Annotated in this window: 24 protein-coding genes; 8 read left to right on the top strand and 16 right to left on the bottom strand. The window is 46.6% G+C overall.

Features of this window, described 5'->3' with window-relative positions; genetic code table 11:
* Positions 1-3: 3 nt before the first annotated feature.
* A complete protein-coding gene (gene kbl / locus AB4H76_RS00975; protein WP_088538067.1) occupies positions 4-1,200 on the bottom strand; it encodes a glycine C-acetyltransferase in 1,197 nt (398 codons plus the stop codon).
* A gap of 213 nt (positions 1,201-1,413) precedes the next feature.
* On the opposite strand from kbl, the gene rfaD reads away from it, so the two are divergent.
* Genes rfaD through rfaC form a run of 3 tightly spaced genes read left to right on the top strand, consistent with a single transcriptional unit; the run spans position 1,414 to position 4,386 of the window.
* Positions 1,414-2,346, top strand: a complete 933-nt coding sequence (rfaD, locus tag AB4H76_RS00970) for an ADP-glyceromanno-heptose 6-epimerase (RefSeq protein WP_000587764.1) — start codon at positions 1,414-1,416, stop codon at positions 2,344-2,346.
* Positions 2,347-2,355: 9 nt separating this feature from the next.
* Positions 2,356-3,402: an ADP-heptose--LPS heptosyltransferase RfaF gene (rfaF, locus tag AB4H76_RS00965; RefSeq protein ID WP_000699242.1), complete on the top strand. Its 1,047-nt coding sequence runs from the start codon at positions 2,356-2,358 to the stop codon at positions 3,400-3,402.
* Between the two features lie 3 nt (positions 3,403-3,405).
* Positions 3,406-4,386, top strand: a complete 981-nt coding sequence (gene rfaC, locus AB4H76_RS00960) for a lipopolysaccharide heptosyltransferase RfaC (RefSeq protein ID WP_001264601.1) — start codon at positions 3,406-3,408, stop codon at positions 4,384-4,386.
* A 69-nt stretch (positions 4,387-4,455) separates the two neighbouring features.
* On the opposite strand, the gene AB4H76_RS00955 is transcribed toward rfaC, so the two are convergent.
* The 9 genes from AB4H76_RS00955 to rfaQ all read right to left on the bottom strand — a co-directional run bounded on the left by AB4H76_RS00955 (position 4,456) and on the right by rfaQ (position 13,589).
* Positions 4,456-5,709: an O-antigen ligase family protein gene (locus tag AB4H76_RS00955; protein ID WP_001300929.1), complete on the bottom strand. Its 1,254-nt coding sequence runs from the start codon at positions 5,707-5,709 to the stop codon at positions 4,456-4,458.
* Positions 5,710-5,754: 45 nt separating this feature from the next.
* Positions 5,755-6,738 carry a glycosyltransferase family 2 protein gene (locus tag AB4H76_RS00950; protein ID WP_088538066.1) on the bottom strand — a complete coding sequence of 328 codons (984 nt, stop codon included), beginning with the start codon at positions 6,736-6,738 and terminating at the stop codon, positions 5,755-5,757.
* A gap of 84 nt (positions 6,739-6,822) precedes the next feature.
* Positions 6,823-7,848, bottom strand: a complete 1,026-nt coding sequence (locus AB4H76_RS00945; protein WP_000364777.1) for a UDP-galactose--(galactosyl) LPS alpha1,2-galactosyltransferase — start codon at positions 7,846-7,848, stop codon at positions 6,823-6,825.
* A 25-nt stretch (positions 7,849-7,873) separates the two neighbouring features.
* Complete coding sequence (gene rfaY, locus AB4H76_RS00940) at positions 7,874-8,566, bottom strand: lipopolysaccharide core heptose(II) kinase RfaY (RefSeq protein WP_000633084.1); 693 nt, start codon at positions 8,564-8,566, stop codon at positions 7,874-7,876.
* A gap of 9 nt (positions 8,567-8,575) precedes the next feature.
* Complete coding sequence (locus AB4H76_RS00935) at positions 8,576-9,571, bottom strand: glycosyltransferase family 8 protein (protein WP_001001717.1); 996 nt, start codon at positions 9,569-9,571, stop codon at positions 8,576-8,578.
* Between the two features lie 16 nt (positions 9,572-9,587).
* Positions 9,588-10,604, bottom strand: coding sequence for a lipopolysaccharide 3-alpha-galactosyltransferase (gene waaO, locus AB4H76_RS00930; protein WP_001272734.1), 1,017 nt, complete (start codon positions 10,602-10,604; stop codon positions 9,588-9,590).
* Between the two features lie 15 nt (positions 10,605-10,619).
* Entirely contained in the window at positions 10,620-11,417 is a 798-nt protein-coding gene (rfaP, locus tag AB4H76_RS00925; RefSeq protein ID WP_001300933.1) for a lipopolysaccharide core heptose(I) kinase RfaP, read from the bottom strand.
* Positions 11,410-12,534, bottom strand: a complete 1,125-nt coding sequence (locus AB4H76_RS00920; protein WP_088538065.1) for a glycosyltransferase family 4 protein — start codon at positions 12,532-12,534, stop codon at positions 11,410-11,412. The genes rfaP and AB4H76_RS00920 overlap by 8 nt, the downstream gene beginning before the upstream one ends.
* The gene (rfaQ, locus tag AB4H76_RS00915) at positions 12,531-13,589 is read right to left on the bottom strand and encodes a lipopolysaccharide core heptosyltransferase RfaQ (RefSeq protein ID WP_000360402.1); all 1,059 of its coding nucleotides are present in this window, start codon (positions 13,587-13,589) and stop codon (positions 12,531-12,533) included. The genes AB4H76_RS00920 and rfaQ overlap by 4 nt, the downstream gene beginning before the upstream one ends.
* 412 nt (positions 13,590-14,001) lie before the next feature.
* On the opposite strand from rfaQ, the gene waaA reads away from it, so the two are divergent.
* The gene (waaA, locus tag AB4H76_RS00910) at positions 14,002-15,279 is read left to right on the top strand and encodes a lipid IV(A) 3-deoxy-D-manno-octulosonic acid transferase (protein ID WP_000891564.1); all 1,278 of its coding nucleotides are present in this window, start codon (positions 14,002-14,004) and stop codon (positions 15,277-15,279) included.
* Positions 15,280-15,286: 7 nt separating this feature from the next.
* Entirely contained in the window at positions 15,287-15,766 is a 480-nt protein-coding gene (gene coaD / locus AB4H76_RS00905; protein ID WP_032231556.1) for a pantetheine-phosphate adenylyltransferase, read from the top strand.
* Between the two features lie 38 nt (positions 15,767-15,804).
* Here the strand turns inward: coaD and mutM are convergent, their stop codons facing one another.
* The 4 genes from mutM to radC form a co-directional block, all read right to left on the bottom strand.
* Entirely contained in the window at positions 15,805-16,614 is an 810-nt protein-coding gene (gene mutM, locus AB4H76_RS00900; protein ID WP_001114543.1) for a bifunctional DNA-formamidopyrimidine glycosylase/DNA-(apurinic or apyrimidinic site) lyase, read from the bottom strand.
* A gap of 97 nt (positions 16,615-16,711) precedes the next feature.
* Positions 16,712-16,879 carry a 50S ribosomal protein L33 gene (gene rpmG, locus AB4H76_RS00895; protein ID WP_001051798.1) on the bottom strand — a complete coding sequence of 56 codons (168 nt, stop codon included), beginning with the start codon at positions 16,877-16,879 and terminating at the stop codon, positions 16,712-16,714.
* 20 nt (positions 16,880-16,899) lie between these two features.
* Positions 16,900-17,136: a 50S ribosomal protein L28 gene (rpmB, locus tag AB4H76_RS00890; RefSeq protein WP_000091955.1), complete on the bottom strand. Its 237-nt coding sequence runs from the start codon at positions 17,134-17,136 to the stop codon at positions 16,900-16,902.
* Positions 17,137-17,352: 216 nt separating this feature from the next.
* Complete coding sequence (gene radC, locus AB4H76_RS00885; RefSeq protein WP_001298959.1) at positions 17,353-18,021, bottom strand: RadC family protein; 669 nt, start codon at positions 18,019-18,021, stop codon at positions 17,353-17,355.
* 171 nt (positions 18,022-18,192) lie between these two features.
* Here radC and coaBC point away from each other — a divergent pair, with 171 nt between their 5' ends.
* From coaBC to slmA, 3 genes are all read left to right on the top strand, one after another.
* Positions 18,193-19,413 (top strand): bifunctional phosphopantothenoylcysteine decarboxylase/phosphopantothenate--cysteine ligase CoaBC, encoded by a 1,221-nt coding sequence (gene coaBC, locus AB4H76_RS00880; protein ID WP_000050117.1) that lies wholly within the window; start codon positions 18,193-18,195, stop codon positions 19,411-19,413.
* Positions 19,391-19,849: a dUTP diphosphatase gene (gene dut, locus AB4H76_RS00875; protein WP_000976070.1), complete on the top strand. Its 459-nt coding sequence runs from the start codon at positions 19,391-19,393 to the stop codon at positions 19,847-19,849. The genes coaBC and dut overlap by 23 nt, the downstream gene beginning before the upstream one ends.
* A gap of 106 nt (positions 19,850-19,955) precedes the next feature.
* On the top strand, positions 19,956-20,552 hold the full coding sequence (slmA, locus tag AB4H76_RS00870) for a nucleoid occlusion factor SlmA (protein WP_000818601.1): 597 nt from the start codon (positions 19,956-19,958) through the stop codon (positions 20,550-20,552).
* Positions 20,553-20,588: 36 nt separating this feature from the next.
* On the opposite strand, the gene pyrE is transcribed toward slmA, so the two are convergent.
* Positions 20,589-21,230, bottom strand: a complete 642-nt coding sequence (gene pyrE, locus AB4H76_RS00865; RefSeq protein WP_000806177.1) for an orotate phosphoribosyltransferase — start codon at positions 21,228-21,230, stop codon at positions 20,589-20,591.
* 65 nt (positions 21,231-21,295) lie between these two features.
* Positions 21,296-22,012: a ribonuclease PH gene (gene rph, locus AB4H76_RS00860; protein WP_001247093.1), complete on the bottom strand. Its 717-nt coding sequence runs from the start codon at positions 22,010-22,012 to the stop codon at positions 21,296-21,298.

Raw genomic sequence — 22,012 nt, 5'->3', positions numbered from 1 at the left:
TCCTCAGGCGATAACGCCCAGTTGTTTACCAATACGCGTGAATGCTTCTACTGCACGCGTAATTTGCTCAGGGGTATGCGCCGCAGACATCTGGGTACGAATACGCGCCTGACCTTTCGGAACGACCGGATAGAAGAAACCGGTGACGTAAATGCCCTCTTTTTGCAGCTCACGGGCAAATTTCTGCGCCACTACTGCATCGCCAAGCATGACCGGAATAATGGCATGATCGGCTCCCGCCAGGGTAAAGCCCGCCGCCGACATTTGCTCACGGAACTGACGTGCGTTCGCCCACAGACGGTCACGCAGTTCGCTGCCCGCTTCGACCATCTCCAGTACTTTGATGCATGCGGCAACAATGGCCGGTGCCAGCGAGTTGGAGAACAGATACGGACGAGAACGCTGGCGCAGCCACTCAACCACTTCTTTGCGCGCCGCAGTATAACCACCAGAAGCCCCGCCCAGCGCTTTACCGAGCGTGCCGGTGATGATGTCGACACGCCCCATCACATCGCAGTATTCATGGGAACCACGACCATTTTCACCGACAAAACCGACCGCGTGGGAGTCGTCTACCATCACCAGGGCATCGTATTTATCTGCCAGATCGCAAACGCCTTTCAGGTTGGCAATCACGCCGTCCATTGAGAACACACCATCGGTGGCAATCAGCACATGACGCGCACCGGCTTCACGCGCTTCTTTCAGACGTGCTTCCAGCTCCTGCATATCGTTGTTGGCATAGCGATAGCGTTTAGCTTTGCACAGACGCACACCATCAATAATAGACGCGTGGTTCAGTGCGTCGGAGATAATGGCGTCTTCCGCACCCAGCAGCGTTTCAAACAGTCCACCGTTAGCATCAAAGCAGGAAGAGTAGAGAATCGCATCTTCCATCCCCAGGAATGCCGCCAGTTTTTGTTCAAGCTCTTTATGGCTGTCCTGAGTGCCGCAAATAAAACGCACCGAAGCCATGCCGAAACCGTGAGAATCCATTCCCGCCTTTGCTGCCGCAATCAGATCCGGATGATTCGCCAGCCCGAGATAGTTGTTGGCACAAAAGTTAATGACGTGGCTTCCATCAGCCACAGTGATATCTGCTTGCTGCGCAGACGTAATAATGCGCTCTTCTTTAAACAACCCTTCCGCCCGTGCGGTTTCCAGATCGTTGGTTAACTGCTGATAAAATTCTCCACGCATTGCGATTCTCCAGACAGGGCAAATTCCAGCACATATTACCCAAACTTATACGTCGCGACGAGATGACGCGTTAACACTTCTGCAAAATTCAGGATAAATAACGTCCATCAATCTCACTTTTGGCGAATGGCTGAAGCCAACGCCGTGTAGTGATATGATAGAAGTATTCGTGTCTGAGATTGTCTCTGACTCCATAATTCGAAGGTTACAGTTATGATCATCGTTACCGGCGGCGCGGGCTTTATCGGCAGCAACATCGTTAAGGCCCTGAATGATAAAGGCATCACCGATATTCTGGTGGTGGACAACCTGAAAGACGGCACCAAGTTTGTGAACCTGGTGGATCTGAATATCGCAGACTATATGGATAAGGAAGACTTCCTGATCCAGATTATGGCTGGCGAAGAGTTCGGCGATGTCGAAGCGATTTTCCACGAAGGCGCATGCTCTTCCACCACCGAGTGGGATGGCAAGTATATGATGGATAACAACTATCAATACTCCAAAGAGCTGCTGCACTACTGTCTGGAGCGCGAAATCCCGTTCCTGTATGCATCTTCCGCGGCCACCTACGGCGGACGCACCTCCGACTTTATTGAATCCCGCGAGTACGAAAAACCGTTGAACGTCTACGGTTACTCAAAATTCCTGTTTGATGAATATGTTCGTCAAATCCTGCCTGAAGCGAACTCGCAGATTGTTGGCTTCCGCTATTTCAACGTTTATGGACCGCGTGAAGGCCATAAAGGCAGCATGGCGAGCGTCGCTTTCCATCTCAACACCCAGCTTAACAACGGTGAATCACCGAAGCTGTTTGAAGGTAGCGAGAACTTCAAACGCGACTTCGTCTATGTGGGCGACGTGGCAGATGTAAACCTGTGGTTCCTGGAAAATGGCGTTTCCGGCATCTTCAATCTCGGTACTGGTCGTGCGGAATCCTTCCAGGCTGTAGCTGATGCTACGCTGGCTTATCACAAGAAAGGACAGATCGAATACATTCCGTTCCCGGATAAACTGAAAGGCCGCTATCAGGCGTTCACTCAGGCAGATCTGACAAATCTGCGCGCGGCGGGTTACGACAAACCGTTCAAAACCGTTGCTGAAGGTGTAACGGAATACATGGCCTGGCTGAATCGCGACGCATAAGAGCTCTGCATGAAAATACTGGTGATCGGCCCGTCTTGGGTTGGCGACATGATGATGTCGCAAAGTCTCTATCGCACGCTCCAGGCGCGCTATCCCCAGGCGATAATCGATGTGATGGCACCGGCATGGTGCCGTCCATTATTATCGCGGATGCCGGAAGTTAACGAAGCTATTCCTATGCCTCTCGGTCACGGAGCGCTGGAAATCGGCGAACGCCGTAAACTGGGTCATAGCCTGCGTGAAAAGCGCTACGACCGCGCCTACGTCTTACCCAACTCCTTCAAATCTGCATTAGTGCCTTTCTTCGCGGGTATTCCTCATCGCACCGGCTGGCGCGGCGAGATGCGCTACGGTTTACTCAACGATGTACGCGTGCTCGATAAAGAAGCCTGGCCGCTAATGGTGGAACGCTATGTCGCGCTGGCCTATGACAAAGGCGTGATGCGTACCGCACAAGATCTACCAAAACCGTTGTTATGGCCGCAATTGCAGGTGAGCGAAGGTGAAAAATCATATACCTGTAATCAATTTTCGCTTTCATCAGAACGTCCGATGATTGGTTTTTGCCCGGGGGCGGAGTTTGGTCCGGCAAAACGCTGGCCACATTACCACTATGCTGAGCTGGCAAAGCAGCTGATTGATGAAGGTTATCAGGTGGTTCTGTTTGGCTCGGCGAAAGATCATGAGGCGGGCAATGAGATTCTTGCCGCTTTGAATACCGAGCAGCAGGCATGGTGTCGGAACCTGGCGGGGGAAACACAGCTTGATCAAGCGGTTATCCTGATTGCAGCCTGTAAAGCCATTGTCACTAACGATTCTGGCCTGATGCACGTTGCGGCGGCGCTCAATCGTCCGCTGGTTGCCTTGTATGGTCCGAGTAGCCCGGACTTCACACCGCCGCTATCCCATAAAGCGCGCGTGATCCGTCTGATTACCGGCTATCACAAAGTGCGTAAAGGTGACGCTGCGGAGGGTTATCACCAGAGCTTGATCGACATTACTCCCCAGCGCGTACTGGAAGAACTCAACGCGCTATTGTTACAAGAGGAAGTCTGACGGATGCGGGTTTTGATCGTTAAAACATCGTCGATGGGCGATGTTCTCCATACGTTGCCCGCACTCACTGATGCCCAGCAGGCAATCCCAGGGATTAAGTTTGACTGGGTGGTGGAAGAAGGGTTCGCACAGATTCCTTCCTGGCACGCTGCCGTTGAGCGAGTTATTCCTGTGGCAATACGTCGCTGGCGTAAAGCCTGGTTCTCGGCCCCCATAAAAGTTGAACGCAAAGCGTTTCGTGAAGCGCTACAAGCAGAGAACTATGACGCAGTTATCGATGCTCAGGGGCTGGTAAAAAGCGCGGCGCTGGTGACGCGTCTGGCGCATGGCGTAAAGCATGGATTGGACTGGCAAACCGCTCGCGAACCGTTAGCCAGCCTGTTTTACAATCGTAAGCATCATATTGCAAAACAGCAGCACGCCGTAGAACGCACCCGCGAACTGTTTGCCAAAAGTCTGGGCTATAGCAAACCGCAAACCCAGGGCGATTATGCTATTGCACAGCATTTCCTGACGAACCTGCCTACAGATGCTGGCGAATATGCCGTATTTCTTCATGCGACGACCCGTGATGATAAACACTGGCCGGAAGAACACTGGCGAGAATTGATTGGTTTACTGGCTGCTTCAGGAATACGGATTAAACTTCCGTGGGGCGCGCCGCATGAGGAAGAACGGGCGAAACGACTGGCGGAAGGATTTGCTTATGTTGAAGTATTGCCGAAGATGAGTCTGGAAGGCGTTGCCCGCGTGCTGGCCGGGGCTAAATTTGTAGTGTCAGTGGATACGGGGTTAAGCCATTTAACGGCGGCACTGGATAGACCCAATATCACGGTTTATGGACCAACCGATCCGGGATTAATTGGTGGGTATGGGAAGAATCAGATGGTTTGTAGGGCTCCGGGGAATGAGTTGTCTCAATTGACAGCAAATGCTGTTAAGCGATTCATTGAAGAAAACGCTGAAAACGCTGCTATGATTTAAATTACAACCCCTTAATAGATAATTTTGAAATAAAATCAGCCTCCTTGCTGATTTTATTTCACATATTCATTATTTATCTAATAAACATTGGTCTGATTGTGCTTTAAAATAAGCACAAAGCAATATTATGGTGACAAACACAGCAGTCGGAACCGGTTTAGAAAAGAGTATTACATCACTTAGGCCTACTACCAGTAGTGAAAAAAGCAAGATTAAAATATAAGGTTCTTTAGCAGTTCTTAAGGCATATATGAGTATTGCTGAAAAGGCTAAAATTGTTAATACAACTCCAGGAATACCACGCGTTGATAACGTATCTATGAGATCGTTATGCAAATGAGAATCTATATAGGGTAAAGCGCCACTCAATCTAGGCTCTTTTTCTTCTAGTTCATGTATTTTTTCCGCTCGTTTTTCCAGTGATTGTCCTATTGGAGAATATGTTTTTAAGCCAACTTCATACATTGCCAGACGGGCACCGACTGAAGTTCTGGTGTTATCATGCGAATAATTAACTAAATCGTTATTTAAGTCATTCATTCTCATAAGCAATGTATCTTTAAAAGAAAATACACCTGCTAATAATGCAATCGCAATAAAACAATATAACTTATAATTAATTCGCTTATTAATATAACTATCCATTACGATTAATAGTAACGCAAAGAATGGAAACACTAATATGGCTGCACGCGTTTCAGTTACTATGACAGCACATAAGCTAAGCATGAAGTTAATTGTATATAATGTTGTTTTATGTCTAAAGTCGGATTTTAAAATGAGAATTGATGCCAGTAAAGAAGGGAAAAGGATGATGTAGCCTGCTGTTGTAGCGTGGGAAGCTGATAATGCAACACGGTCAACGTTTAAATAGAAATGTTGCCACATGGCATGCGCAAAAAAAAGTAACTGCGTTGCCAGGGATGCGAACAGAATTAGTTTCCCAAATTTTATTTTTGTTCTCAACTCATTTTTAGCAAAAAGAACCAAGAAAATAAAAGCACTACACAAGGCAATTTTCCCAGTTTCCATTGGGCCACGATATGCATTGGTATAAACAGAGCCCGAAACTTTATAATGTGAATACCAGATGATATTTATGATTCCCAAAAGACATAATGAGATGAAAATTAACAAAGTAGGATTATTAGTTATTGTTTTTTTTGGTGTCATTAGAAAATACAATGCAGATATAATTCCAGCTGCATGAAGAAACTTTGTTGCAACATCATCCCATAAAGACAAAGTCATCAAAGAAAAAATACATAATATGAGAATTAAAGACTTTATACCAGAATTAATTTCATTCCAACAAAATGACATATATTTTCAACCTATGCTACGAGGATGGATTATTTAATGCAAGATCTAACGTTTATTCTTTTTCCTATTTACCAGTCTTACCATCCTCCAGAGAATATAATTTTTTGATGCTAATATTTTTGCTCGTCTTTTATCTCTCTTGCCAGAAAGATTACAATCATTCAATTCTTTTTCATTGCTTTCAACTAATTGATTTAATAGTTCAAAATCACCATTAAGTAGAACATTCCATAAATAACGAGTTTTATGATAAGCTCTATTTTGACTCAATAATGTATGAATTTCTTCTTTCCGGTTACCTTTGTATAACTGCATCACAGAAGAGTAGATTCTTTCGTGCGCAAATGACTCATGTCGATAATGAGTGATGGTTCTACATGAGTTCATTAAGGAATTTTCTCTATAGTTATGCTTATACATATAATATGGAACCGCATACATATCGCATGTAAGTAGCAGTCGATAGATAAAATCCAGATCTTCTCCTAGTCGTAAATCTTCATCAAAAAAAAGATTATTCTCTTCCAGAAGTTGTTTTCTTATAAACAAGCACCCTATATGGAATCTAACCTTTTTATAAAAAAAGTCGAAAAGTAAAGATCCTTCATTAAACTCTGTATTTATAGGTGAGTAAGTAACACCATCTTTTATATAATGGCCATAAAGCCCACAATAAATCGCATCCCCTCCCGTCTCATGTTGTCTGGTATACATCTTCAGCAGATAGTTAGGATCTATCTCATCATCATCATCCATAAAACATATAAACTGTCCTTGCGCCTTGCGGATACCTGTATTCCTGGCAGACGAAACACCGCCATTTTCTTTATTGATAATAATTAATCGAGAGTGGGTTAACCCATACTCTCTCAAAACGTTTGATGTGTTATCTTTAGAACCATCATTAACAATAACAATTTCAAAATTTGGGTAAGTTTGTTTTTCTAATTTCGTTAGAGTTTCAGTAATGTAATCAGATGAATTATACGTCGGTATTATTATGGATACTAAAGGGTAATCATTGCTCATCGTGTTCTCTTGCCTGAACTAATAAAATATGATAGTACTCATCCTTAATTATTATTGTAACTCAGACATCCATGATTTTTATTATTATCCAAATAGTTTTCTTTTATACTTATTTAATTTAAATTTAATGAAGTAAATAAAAGCGTTAAACGTATCACCATTTTTCTTTGCATGTTGATATTTCACTTGATACTGCTTTTCATTCGTGGCTGGAATAAACGCCACATCATTCCAGCAAGAAGCCTGATAAGCCTCATTAAAATACTTCTGGCAGGGATAATTCGTCCAGTCGTTCCAGGGCTTCGTTACGCCAACATAATGAATCAGCTTAGTATCATCGGTAATGGTCTTTTTATAATCTTCATCGCTTTTATTTTCTAACTCATAATCAATGCCATAAAAGCAATCATAATCGCCGCTAATAAAAATACAATGACCAAAGAACAGAATATTTAAAATATCCTGATCAAGGCATTTATACTTCGTGTGCTGCGGGTCACTTGCCAGCATAGCAATGGCTTTATTCATAAAATCATTTTTCGCCCATGCTTCAAGCTGCAGATATACTACACCGGCGTTGAAATAATTCCCTGGAAGTCCCTCTATAGCCAGACGCTTCGCTGGTTTTTCCTGCATAAAAGGCACATCTTTAATAACAGCTGCAAACTTATCCCCATCAAAATTAATATCAAGCAATCCAGCTAATGAGCCTTTACAGATGACATCAGCATCGATATATAACAGATTTTCAATAGTTTCACTCAGATACTGGAACGCAACTAAACGGAAGAATGTTGCATAAGACCACTGTTTCAGGCTGGGGAAGATATCAATAAAGGCATTGGAGACTTTATAAATTCTTACTTCAGCGTTAGCATTTTTGCTGGTAAAAGCATTAACACGTTGTAGATAATCTTCATCAATGTAGTCGGTAAAGAGATGAAACTTAACCGCAAGGTCCGGATTATGCATAACAACTGATTGCATAGATACTGCCGCACCAAATAAAAAGTTACGGTCAATACCGTAAGCGATATTTAACACACGATCGGTGTTAGCAATTTCCCCAGAGACAGCGATTTCAGTAATACTCTCAGCTAATAAATCCATGTTGGTTCCGTTTTGACTGTGTGGTTTACGCTTTGCCTTTTAATTTTTTAATAAATTTGCGTAGTTTGGTTCTGTAGATTACTGAATAGTAGCCATAATCTTTTATTTCGTTGGCAATACCCAGGTGACGTTCCATGGCCAGACGATCACGAGCTTTACGCTCTGCCGTACAGCTTTTACCGGATAGGTCAATTATCCTGACACCATCTTTACTAACGATAAAGTTACCCCGGTGTGGGTCGCCCGATAGCATATTTAAGGCATGCAATTTTTCCATTGAAGCCTTAATTTCTGCTTTAATATTTTCTGGAATAATCGGCATATCATTGAGCTCTACGCCCTCGACATACTCGATAAGCATGATAAAAACACTGGCATAGTTGAAAATTTTACGCTCAGCCAGAAAATAAAAATCATTAGGAAAAGTAAGACCTGCACTTCTGACACGATCGGTTTCAACGATCAAATTCTGATAGTAGTCACCTTTTACAAAAGATTTTAAAAAACGTTCATTCCTTTTCGTTTTCGGAGCAAAGACTTTAAAAACATAGCGACCATATTTCGTATCAATCAAAGATACTTTGGTATCATCAATATTACGTAATACTTTTACTGTTTTAAAATTATAGGCCAGTATTTCATCAAAGATTTCTTTATATTTATTATCATTATCTTTGTAATAAAATGAGAAGCCGCGATAACGTATACTTGTAATCATAAGAGTAATTTATTTCTTAAGCTTGTACTTAATTAATGAAGTTATGCCTTTTATATACTCACCATGGGCAAACAGATGCTTATATTGTTTCTGCATTTCTGCAACAGTCCGCGCCTCTTTAAGAGGATATTTCTTCCAGGGAGATTGTTCACGCGCGATATTAAAGTATGATGCAGACGGATATCCAGCCCAGCTATGCCATGGTTTAGTTATCCCTGTATAGTGAATCAACACTGTTTTATCGGTAATGGTTTGCTGATACTTTCGATGACTACGATCATGAAGTTCGTTTTTCAGGGTATAAATAGTATCAAAATCCTTCGCAAGGTAGATATTATTCATATTAAATGCGATATTCAACGCATCCTGATCTAAATATTTAAGAGAGCCATATTTAGTTTCCCCTCGTAAAAGTTTGAGTAAATACGGTGTCAAATTTGCTTCATGCCATTTTTTAAGATTGACATAGATAACGCCTGCATTGAAATAACGTCCATTCATTTCGGGAATGTTGAGGCGTTTTGCACATGCCGCCTGAGTACTATCATTGTCAGGAATGACCGCAGCAAACTCATCTTTAAATATAATTTCTGTGAGAGGTTTCAGGCTTCCTTTACAAACAACATCGGCATCCAGATACAGCAGTGTGGGAATACTTTCACTCAGATATTCAAAAGACAATACCCTGAAGTATGTCGCGTACGACCAAAACTGTGACGTCGGCAGATCAGCAAAGTATTTTGGGTCAATTAAATATACAATAATTGAGGTATTAAATTGTTTTGCTGTTTCATTAAATGACTTTAAATAATCATCATCCACATAATCAGTGAAAACATGAAAGACAAAATTAATATCTGAATTATTAATCAAAACGGAAGAAATTGAAACGCCAGCACCATACAAAAAATTCTTATCGATACCGTAGGAAACATTTAGCTCTGGGGCGTTTTCTTTTTTATTATCTGCTAAATACGAAAACCGTTCTTTTATAAATTCATTCATTTAACTTTTCTCAATTTCATTTTATTATCTTTAAATAAAAATAATAAATATAATTCATTATCCCGTTAATTGGTTTATTTTGTTTAAAATTATGCTTGGCGCAATAACGAGCATAGTTTGAGTTAACTGGCCGCATTAACGGTTCATTTTTCCAGGGCGATGCTTCTTTGGCTTTGATAAAAGGTTGCGCACTTGGATAACCGGCCCAGTAATGCCAGGGTTTTGTCGGGCCGACATAATGAATTAATACGGTTTCATCATTAATTGGACAAACAAATGATTTTTTTAATTCATAATTTAAACTAAACTGCGTATTGTATTTAGCATCAATGAATTTAACTTTCCCTAACAGGATAAGATTAAGGATATCTTGATCCATATAGGTTAAACGGGAAACGATGGCTTTATCAGCAAGCATCGACATCGCTTTAGCAGAAACGGACTCCTGCGCCCACGCTAGTGTATTAATTAACAGGACACCTGAATTAAAGTAACCCTTTTCAAGTTCATTACACTGCAGACTTTGACCCCGTAACGACCACCAGTTAGCATCGCGTTCAGTAACAACAGCAGCAACGTTATTGGCAAGATCCATTGTTATCAGCGGCTTTAAGTTTCCCTGACAGGCGATATCAGCATCCAGGTAAAGGATCTTATCTTGTTGATCAATAAAGTAATCTGCAATTACAAAACGGAAATACATGGCAATAGACCAATTTTTGGTCGTCGGTAATGCCTTAAGCCGTTCACAATTTACCAGATGGATCTGGATACAGGTACGATAGCTTTTCGCCAATTGGGCTAAACGCTGGATATCGGCTTCAGGGATATCATCAATAAAAACGTGGAAAACAAAACTCACGTCGTTGTTATGTAACAAAACTGACGTGATTGAAACACCACAACCAAAAAGAAAGTTTTTATCAATGCCATAAGCAACATGGAATGATGATGCCACTGACGCCGCTGGCCTTTCATCGAAGATGATTGTCTTATTGATCATCTCTTGTGGATTAAAATAGTGGGCACTCATATTTCTCTCCGGAAATTACAACGATTTTCGAATCGTTCTTTCCCTGATTTTTGTGGCTTTTGCTTCTGCTTGCGACAGCAGTCCTTGTTCCTGCTTGAGAATGTCTTTAAGCGGGGCGGCAAAATACACTTTCATAAACCGCCAGATATCCCGCTGAGTCAGGCCGATATTCATCGAAGAAAAATAAAGCCCAATAAGATCTTTATCGCGCCAACGACGTGGAACGCGCGTGCGAAGCTGCGCCCGGTGCAGGTCAATTACCGAAATTTTTAACTCCTCTTCCTTACCGGAAAAAGGCAAGTGCAGCAGGAAATGACAGATATAACAGTCACGGTGGTTAATGCCCGCAGCATGCATATCGCGCACCATCGTCGCGACACGCTTAATAAGCATACGCTTTACGCGAACATCTGGTGGGTTGGTCGCCCAGTCAGCACAGTAATCTTCCAGACTGATGGTTGGGGTCAGATCTTCGGTAATAATAAACGAGGTTCTGGTCAGCGGATTAATACCTTTTTCGCCAAATGCCACCCCATACATAGTATCAACGCCGACATCCCGCAGTCGATGAATCGCATTCCATTCGCGGTCTGCGCCTAATACTGGCATCCGCAATGAGAGTAAATTTTTGATTATCTCTTTCAGGGTCGTGCCGCGATGCCATTTGAGAAAATAGCTTTTGCCCGCCATTTCAAATCGCAGAGTGCGGCGAGTTTCCAGTTCACGAAAAACCTCACCCTGCAAGGTTTTAACTTCCTCAAAAGGATCTTTACCGCGCCATAACGTGGCAAACGGCTCTTTAAGTTCAACCATCCAGACCACCCGTTATGATATCCGCCGCTTTCTCTGGCAGACTGTATAAATCTTGTGTATCAGCATAATGTCGCGCATTTTCCGCCCAGGCCTGGCGCAATGAAGATTGCGTTAACGCTTTGCGTAAAATCTCATTCAATGTTTCCTGGCGGAATGGCTCAGCAATAGCCTCGCCGCAATTGGCGTCGACAATATAATGCGCATAGCCACAAACGGCTGTTGTTAGTACCGGTAATCCTGCAGTAATCGCTTCCAGTAGCACAATTCCCGCTGCTTCCTGGTAGGCAGGATGCAGTAATAAATCCGCCGCCGCCATTAATTCCGAGACATCGTTGCGTCCCGAGAAGAAGTGAACATTACTGCGCACGCCGCGTTTTTCTGCCAGCGCCTCAAATTTTCGCGGTTTATCCTGTCCAACAACATATAGCAATGTGTTGTGGCGCAGCGAATCCGGTAACGAAGCAAGTGCTTCAATGGAACGATCGACACCTTTACGCGTGAAGTCTGAACCGACCTGCAACAATAAATATTGTTGTTCGGTTATTCCATTCTTCTTACGGAAGATTTCACGGCTATTAGCTGGCTGCTGGTTATATTTACGATCAGGATAAATCCCCGGTGGCAGAATATGAAAACGCTCCGCTTCAGTCTGATAATGTTTCTGGAAATCGGCGATTTGCTTATCTGTCAGCATCAGCAGCTGTGTCGGCTTGCCCTGTTCGAAGGTTGCCCGCTCAAAGGCGGCATAATGGCGATAACGTGACGTCAGGCGATAGAAAAAGCCTTTCTCCTGCGCTACTTTCTCGGCATAACAAACATCAGCGGCATAATAAACGTCCAGCCCCGGCATTTTGTTGAATCCAACGACTTTATCGACGGGATGTTCGCGTAAATGTTTTTGCACCCAGGTAAAATACTCCGCATTGCGCCCGTGATTGGTATGCGATTTAACCGGCACTTTGATCAGTTCAAATACATCAGGGCATTCGCCTTCCCACGACTGGGTATAAACCCGAACATGATGACCTCGGGCGGCGACTGTCTGAGCAATACGCATAAAATCGCGCTGCAAACCGCCAAAGGGAAAATATTTATATAAACAAAAAGCAACGATCATAACGACGTACCTGTCGTGGAGGAGGGCAGTAATTTATCGACAGCAGCAATGACATCTGCCGCCGGAATAACCGAAAGATACATCTCATTTCGGTCACGCTGATCGCGCGTTGGCATTTCCCGGTAATCTCCCGCCCAGAATTGAATCATGTTATTTGACCAGGGACGCCAGAAAATATGGTCTGTCGCACCAAACAGCGATATCAGCGGCGTATTAACTGCAGCGGCAATATGCGCCGGTGCGGAATCAACGCCAATAAACAGCTGCGCATGATCGATTAACGCACCAAGTTCCGGGAAGGTCACCTTTCCAGCCAGCGCCGTTACTGGTGGCGTCTGGCATCCCTGCGCAATTTCATTGACGCAGGCCAGATCGTCTTTATCCGGGCCGGACGTCAGAACGACTTCATAACCACGAGCATGTAAGGCATCAATCACAGCGGAAAACTTGGCGTTGTCCCAGCATTTGAAGATTTGCCGCGCCGTAGGTTGGATAACCACATAATTTTGTCCAACACCAGCGTGATCAAGTTCGCGACGCATACGTTTCCAGCTTGCAGGCGGGTAACTCATGGTTGTCTGCTTCACCAACGAATCAAGTCCCAATGGTGTCAGCACGGATAAGTTACTTTCCACCACATTTCCACCCTGCAACGGCACCAAATGGGTGAAACTTTTACGCCAAAAAGCAGACTGCCGATGATGATAATCCTGGGAAATTTTCACACGAGCATTTAATAAGCGAACCAGTATAGCAACCATCCATTGATCGGTAAGATTGACGATAAGGTCATACTTATTGGCACGTAATACCTTGATGAGATGAAAAAAGTTGGCAATTTTTTCTGAGGCTTTTGCTTTTTTATTTTTTATGCCGTAGAGCGCGTTAATCTCTGGATTTTCAGACAGGATCGGGATGGTGTCCTGATAAAGCAGCACATCGATTTTTGCGTCAGGGTAATTTTTTTTCAGCGAACTAATGACGGGAGTAGTTAATAACATATCCCCATGAAAACGCATCTTAATGAGCAAAATTCTTCGAAATGGCTTATCCACAAGTAACTCTTTTTGTTGAGATTATCCGATTAAGGTGAAGCAGAAAAAGCACGCTACCGCCCCAGGCTCAACAGCTACCTGAATACTGATACCGCACTGATATTGACGCGCTAGTGTATCACTTCTTTCGCGGCAATCCGACCCGAATGATTTTTAAGCACATTGTTGATTTTCAATAAAGAAATCAATCAAATAAAATCATTAGCAACCATATTCTTTCACTGTTGCTCTGCGATTCCTTCCTGCACGTACAGCAGAAATCAATGAATCGCATAAAAATACAAAAAAAGTATAGATGTTCAGCAAGAATTGGCGGGTAAATTGCTATTTAAGTCAAAAACGGGAAAAGTAATGGTAAAGCCACAGCTAAATACATAGAATCCCCAGCACATCCATAAGTCAGCTATTTACTATGCTCGAATTGCTTTACACCGCCCTTCTCTACCTTATTCAGCCGCTGATCTGGATACGGCTCTGGGTGCGCGGACGTAAGGCTCCGGCCTATCGAAAACGCTGGGGTGAACGTTACGGTTTTTACCGCCATCCGCTAAAACCAGGCGGCATTATGCTGCACTCCGTCTCCGTCGGTGAAACTCTGGCGGCAATCCCGTTGGTGCGCGCGCTGCGTCATCGTTATCCTGATTTACCGATTACCGTAACAACCATGACGCCAACCGGTTCGGAGCGCGTACAATCGGCTTTCGGGAAGGATGTTCAGCACGTTTATCTGCCGTATGATCTGCCCGATGCACTCAACCGTTTCCTGAATAAAGTCGACCCTAAACTGGTGTTGATTATGGAAACCGAACTATGGCCTAACCTGATTGCGGCGCTACATAAACGTAAAATTCCGCTGGTGATCGCTAACGCGCGACTCTCTGCCCGCTCGGCCGCAGGTTATGCCAAACTGGGTAAATTCGTCCGTCGCTTGCTGCGTCGTATTACGCTGATTGCTGCGCAAAATGAAGAAGATGGTGCACGTTTTGTGGCGCTGGGCGCAAAAAATAATCAGGTGACCGTTACCGGTAGCCTGAAATTCGATATTTCTGTAACGCCGCAGTTGGCTGCTAAAGCCGTGACGCTGCGCCGCCAGTGGGCACCACACCGCCCGGTATGGATTGCCACCAGCACTCACGAAGGCGAAGAGAGTGTGGTGATCGCCGCACATCAGGCATTGTTACAGCAATTCCCGAATTTATTGCTCATCCTGGTACCCCGTCATCCGGAACGCTTCCCGGATGCGATTAACCTTGTCCGCCAGGCTGGACTAAGCTATATCACACGCTCTTCAGGGGAAGTCCCCTCCACCAGCACGCAGGTTGTGGTTGGCGATACGATGGGCGAGTTGATGTTACTGTACGGCATTGCCGATCTCGCCTTTGTTGGCGGTTCACTGGTTGAACGTGGTGGGCATAATCCGCTGGAAGCTGCCGCACACGCTATTCCGGTATTGATGGGGCCGCATACTTTTAACTTTAAAGACATTTGCGCGCGGCTGGAGCAGGCAAGCGGGCTGATTACCGTTACCGATGCCACTACGCTTGCAAAAGAGGTTTCCTCTTTACTCACCGACGCCGATTACCGTAGTTTCTATGGCCGTCATGCCGTTGAAGTACTGTATCAAAACCAGGGCGCGCTACAGCGTCTGCTTCAACTGCTGGAACCTTACCTGCCACCGAAAACGCATTGAGGTTGTTATGCAAAAACGGGCGATTTATCCGGGTACTTTCGATCCCATTACCAATGGTCATATCGATATCGTGACGCGCGCCACGCAAATGTTCGATCACGTTATTCTGGCGATTGCCGCCAGCCCCAGTAAAAAACCGATGTTTACCCTGGAAGAGCGTGTGGCGCTGGCACAGCAGGCAACCGCGCATCTGGGGAACGTGGAAGTGGTTGGGTTTAGTGATTTGATGGCGAACTTCGCCCGTAATCAACACGCTACGGTGCTGATTCGTGGCCTGCGTGCGGTGGCGGATTTTGAATATGAAATGCAGCTGGCGCATATGAATCGCCACTTAATGCCGGAACTGGAAAGTGTGTTTCTGATGCCGTCGAAAGAGTGGTCGTTTATCTCTTCATCGTTGGTGAAAGAGGTGGCGCGCCATCAGGGCGATGTCACCCATTTCCTGCCGGAGAATGTCCATCAGGCGCTGGTGGCGAAGTTAGCGTAGCGTTTATGCCGGATGGTATGCCATCCGGCGCGCATGAATTACTTCTGGCACTGCCGACAATAAAACGTTGCCCGCTGCGCATGTTTAGTCGCCACAATCGGCGTACCGCACACCCGACACGGCTCGCCTTTTCGCCCGTAAACCTGCAATTCCTGCGCGAAATAGCCCGGTTTACCATCACTTTGCAGAAAATCTTTCAGCGTTGTACCACCCTGCTCAATCGAACGCAGCAACACCGCTTTAATCACCCGAGCTAACAATTCACACTCTGCCAGCGACAGTGATGACGCCAGCCGATCCGGATGGATCCCCGCCGCAAACAGTGATTCGCTGGCATAAATATTACCTACCCCTACCACCAGCTTGTTATCCATCAGCCACGGTTTAATCGCCGTTTTTTTCTTCGCGCACTTCTGATGCAGATACTCACCATTGAAATCGTCGCTAAGCGGCTCCGGTCCAAGATGGGTCAGCACATTATGCCCTTCCAGCTCTTTGGTCCACAGCCAGGCACCAAAGCGGCGCGGATCGGTGTAGCGCAGCACTTTGCCGTTGCTCATCACCAAATCCACATGGTCATGCTTTTCAGGGGGAAGTTCTTCTGGAAGGATGCGCAGGCTGCCAGACATCCCTAAATGAATGATAATCCAGCCCTCAGGCAGCTCCAGCAGCAGATATTTAGCCCGCCGCTGCACGCTAAGCACTGGTTGGTCGCTTAAACGGTAGATCTCTTCTGAAACCGGCCAGCGCAAGCGTCCGTTGCGCACCACTGCATGAAGAATGGTTGCACCAACGAGATGCGGTTCTATGCCGCGGCGGCTGGTTTCAACTTCGGGTAATTCAGGCATAGCATCTCCAGGAATGAACAGATGCAGTCAATATGGGGGCAAGCAGATAACAAAAAACCCCGCCGGAGCGAGGTTTTTTGTTACATCAAAGCGAGAATTATTTGATTTTCGCTTCTTTGTAGATCACGTGCTGGCGAACAACTGGATCGAATTTTTTCAGTTCCAGTTTTTCCGGCTTAGTACGTTTGTTCTTCGTAGTGGTATAGAAGTGACCAGTACCAGCAGAAGAAACCAGCTTGATTTTCTCACGAATACCTTTAGCCATGATTTATTTCCTCTAAGTACTTAGTACTTTTCGCCACGGGCACGCAGTTCAGCCAGAACTGTATCGATGCCTTTTTTATCGATTACACGCATACCTTTAGCAGATACGCGCAGGGTGACAAAACGCTTCTCGCTCTCAACCCAGAAACGGTGAGAGTGCAGGTTCGGCAGGAAACGGCGTTTAGTCGCGTTCAGTGCGTGGGAACGGTTGTTACCGGTCACCGGACGCTTGCCAGTAACTTGGCAGACTCGGGACATGTCTATTCTCCAAAAATCAAATTAGCTCGAGCTTCGTATGGGGTATTGGCGCCTCGTCAGGCTTTACAGCCCGGTCATCGCAGTTCTATGTGAACTCTCGATTGCCAGGCCCAAATGCCAAACCCGAGATTCTCAAAGGTGGCGTAGTATACGCTGACTCAGCGATGTGCTCAAGTCCCGAACAGACAAAGATCCCGAAGGATCGCGCATAGCGGGTTAAATCCAGCCGCGTTCGGCAAAAGAAACATACTCTCCACGCCCAATCACGATATGGTCGAGCACGCGTAAATCCATGAACTGACAACTCTTTATTATCCGTTCAGTAATGAGTTTATCCGCTTTACTGGGTTCAGCACAACCCGAAGGGTGATTATGTGCAAGGATCAGCGCCGAGGCGTTTATTTTTATCGCTTCGCGGATAATTTCCCGAGGATGGACTTCAACATGGTTTAGCGTGCCGGAAAAAAGACGGCTATGCGTTATAACCCGGTGTTGGGAGTCGAGAAAGATCACCATAAAGATCTCCCGCTCCTCACCCGTGAGCTGGCTTTGTAAAAATTCCCGCGTCATCTCCGGGCTGAGTAAAGGGCTTTCTTCACGCATCCGCACGTTGTAGTAACGCCGCGCCAGTTCAGCAATCCCCTTTAACTGGGCAAATTTCGCCACGCCAATTCCATGAACGCCACTAAATTGTTCATATTCAGAGGTTAACAAGCCATAAAGAGAGCCGAAATTCTCCAGCATCTCTTTTGCCAGGGTTAATACATCTTTACCGCGCGTTCCGGTACGCAGAAATAGCGCCAGCAGCTCGACATCCGTTAAGGCGCTAATACCAAACTTCAGCATTTTTTCGCGCGGCATCAACAGCTGTGAATTGTTTTTCACCTTCACCTCCTTTGTGGTGCTCGCATCCTGTCATAGCCGTTTCGTTAAATCGACGGCCAGTTTTCAATCCTGGAAAGCGCCTCGCAAAGTGAATCTCAGGTGAAGGCACGACAACAAAAGTATTGTGATAAAATCGCCAACTTCTGGTGTCACCCTACAGGAAAAATCATCATGAGCCTGGCCGGTAAAAAAATCGTTCTCGGCGTTAGCGGCGGTATTGCTGCCTATAAAACCCCTGAACTGGTGCGTCGTTTGCGCGATCGCGGGGCCGACGTCCGCGTAGCCATGACCGAAGCGGCAAAAGCCTTTATCACCCCACTTAGCTTGCAGGCGGTTTCTGGTTATCCCGTTTCCGACAGTCTGCTGGACCCGGCAGCCGAAGCCGCTATGGGCCATATTGAGCTGGGTAAATGGGCTGATTTAGTGATTCTCGCCCCTGCCACGGCAGATTTGATTGCCCGTATTGCTGCCGGAATGGCGAATGACCTGGTATCGACGATTTGTCTGGCTACACCTGCGCCTGTAGCCGTGCTCCCCGCCATGAACCAGCAGATGTACCGTGCCGCTGCCACGCAGCATAATTTAGAGGTGCTTGCTTCCCGTGGTATGCTCATCTGGGGGCCAGACAGTGGCAGTCAGGCTTGTGGTGATATCGGTCCTGGGCGAATGCTCGATCCGTTAACCATTGTGGATATGGCGGTGGCGCATTTTTCGCCCGTCAACGACCTGAAACATCTGAACATTATGATTACCGCCGGCCCGACGCGTGAACCGCTCGATCCGGTGCGTTATATCTCTAATCACAGCTCCGGCAAGATGGGTTTTGCTATCGCCGCCGCCGCTGCCCGTCGTGGCGCGAACGTCACGCTGGTATCAGGTCCGGTTTCACTACCGACGCCACCGTTTGTTAAACGTGTTGATGTGATGACTGCGCTGGAAATGGAAGCCGCCGTGAATGCTTCTGTACAGCAGCAAAATATTTTTATCGGTTGCGCCGCCGTGGCGGATTATCGCGCAGCTACCGTGGCCCCAGAAAAAATCAAAAAGCAGGCCACGCAGGGTGATGAATTAACAATAAAAATGGTTAAAAACCCCGATATCGTCGCAGGCGTTGCCGCACTAAAAGACCATCGACCCTACGTCGTTGGATTTGCCGCCGAAACAAATAATGTGGAAGAATACGCCCGGCAAAAACGTATCCGTAAAAACCTTGATCTGATCTGCGCGAACGATGTTTCCCAGCCAACTCAAGGATTTAACAGCGACAACAACGCATTACACCTTTTCTGGCAGGACGGAGATAAAGTCTTACCGCTTGAGCGCAAAGAGCTCCTTGGCCAATTATTACTCGACGAGATCGTGACCCGTTATGATGAAAAAAATCGACGTTAAGATTCTGGACCCGCGCGTTGGGAAGGAATTTCCGCTCCCGACTTATGCCACCTCTGGCTCTGCCGGACTTGACCTGCGTGCCTGTCTCGACGACGCCGTAGAACTGGCTCCGGGTGACACTACGCTGGTTCCGACCGGGCTGGCGATTCATATTGCCGATCCTTCACTGGCGGCAATGATGCTGCCGCGCTCCGGATTGGGACATAAGCACGGTATCGTGCTTGGTAACCTGGTAGGATTGATCGATTCTGACTATCAGGGCCAGTTGATGATTTCCGTTTGGAACCGTGGTCAGGACAGCTTCACCATTCAACCTGGCGAACGCATCGCCCAGATGATTTTTGTTCCGGTAGTACAGGCTGAATTTAATCTGGTGGAAGATTTCGACGCCACCGACCGCGGTGAAGGCGGCTTTGGTCACTCTGGTCGTCAGTAACACATACGCATCCGAATAACGTCATAACATAGCCGCAAACATTTCGTTTGCGGTCATAGCGTGGGTGCCGCCTGGCAAGTGCTTATTTTCAGGGGTATTTTGTAACATGGCAGAAAAACAAACTGCGAAAAGGAACCGTCGCGAGGAAATACTTCAGTCTCTGGCGCTGATGCTGGAATCCAGCGATGGAAGCCAACGTATCACGACGGCAAAACTGGCCGCCTCTGTCGGCGTTTCCGAAGCGGCACTGTATCGCCACTTCCCCAGTAAGACCCGCATGTTCGATAGCCTGATTGAGTTTATCGAAGATAGCCTGATTACTCGCATCAACCTGATTCTGAAAGATGAGAAAGACACCACAGCGCGCCTGCGTCTGATTGTGTTGCTGCTTCTCGGTTTTGGTGAGCGTAATCCTGGCCTGACCCGCATCCTCACTGGTCATGCGCTGATGTTTGAACAGGATCGCCTGCAAGGGCGTATCAACCAGCTGTTCGAGCGTATTGAAGCGCAGCTGCGTCAGGTATTGCGTGAAAAGAGAATGCGTGAGGGTGAAGGTTACACCACCGATGAAACCCTGCTGGCAAGCCAGATCCTGGCCTTCTGTGAAGGTATGCTGTCACGTTTTGTCCGCAGCGAATTTAAATACCGCCCGACGGATGATTTTGACGCCCGCTGGCCGCTAATTGCCGCGCAGTTGCAGTAATATGACGCCGGATGACTTTTCATCCGGCGAGTTTCTTTAAACGCCAAACTCTTCGCGATAGGCCTTAACCGCCGCCAGATGTTCCGCCATTTCCGGCTTCTCTTCCAGATAGGCAATCAGATCTTTCAGGGTGATGATAGAGATCACTTTGCAGTTGTAATCACGCTCAACTTCCTGAATCGCCGAAATCTCGCCGCGCCCCCGTTCCTGACGATCAAGCGAAATCAATACGCCAGCAAGCGTCGCGCCATTAGCCTGAATAATCTCCATCGATTCGCGAATCGCCGTTCCGGCGGTGATCACATCATCTACCAGCATTACGCGTCCTTGTAACGCGCTACCAACCAGATTGCCGCCTTCACCGTGGTCTTTTGCCTCTTTGCGGTTAAAGCAGTACGGCAGGTCAAGGTCATGATGCTCCGCCAGCGCCACGGCGGTAGTGGTCGCAATCGGGATCCCTTTGTAAGCAGGGCCAAACAGCAGATCGAACTCAATGCCAGAATCCACCAATGCTTCAGCGTAAAAACGGCCTAACAGTGCCAGGTCGCGCCCGGTATTAAACAGCCCGGCGTTGAAGAAATAGGGGCTTTTGCGCCCGGATTTCAGCGTAAACTCGCCAAACTTTAACACCTGCTTGCTAAGCGCAAATTCAATAAACTGGCGCTGATATGGTTTCATGCCTTCGCTCCTCATCTTACTTTTCTACAGACAAAAAAAAGGCGACTCATCAGTCGCCTTAAAAATCAGTTTGCCAGCGCCGCCTTCTGCGTCGCTACAATGGATTCGATTCCCCCTCGGGCCAGCGCCAACAAGGTGAGTAGCTCTTCATGGGTGAACGGCTCGCCTTCTGCCGTCCCCTGCACTTCAATGATGCGCCCGTCTTCGGTCATCACTACGTTCATGTCGGTCTCTGCGGCAGAGTCTTCAACGTATTCCAGATCGCAAACCGCTTCGCCGTTCACAATCCCGACAGAAACCGCGGCTACCATCCCTTTCATCGGGTTGGTTTTCAGCTTGCCGTTTTCCACCAGCTTCTGTAGCGCATCTGCCAGCGCCACACAGGCACCCGTAATCGAAGCGGTACGCGTGCCACCATCAGCCTGAAGCACGTCGCAGTCCAGCGTAATGGTGAACTCACCCAGCGCTTTCAAATCTACTGCCGCGCGAAGTGCACGGGCGATCAGACGCTGGATTTCCATTGTGCGTCCACCCTGCTTACCTTTCGCCGCTTCACGCGCGTTACGGGTGTGGGTAGAACGCGGCAGCATACCGTACTCTGCGGTGATCCAGCCCTGGCCCTGACCTTTCAGGAAGCGCGGCACGCCTTCTTCAATAGAGGCGGTACACAACACTTTGGTATCGCCAAATTCGACCAGCACCGAGCCTTCTGCATGTTTTGTATAGTTACGAGTCAGGGTAACGGGACGCACCTGATTATTGCTACGGCCTGCTGGACGCAT

Origin of the sequence: Escherichia sp. UTM R2 (assembly GCF_048593455.1) — a bacterium.
Classification (GTDB): Bacteria; Pseudomonadota; Gammaproteobacteria; order Enterobacterales; family Enterobacteriaceae; genus Escherichia; species Escherichia coli.
Note: the sequence above shows the minus strand (reverse complement) of the source record. Positions and strands in the feature narration are given on the sequence as shown.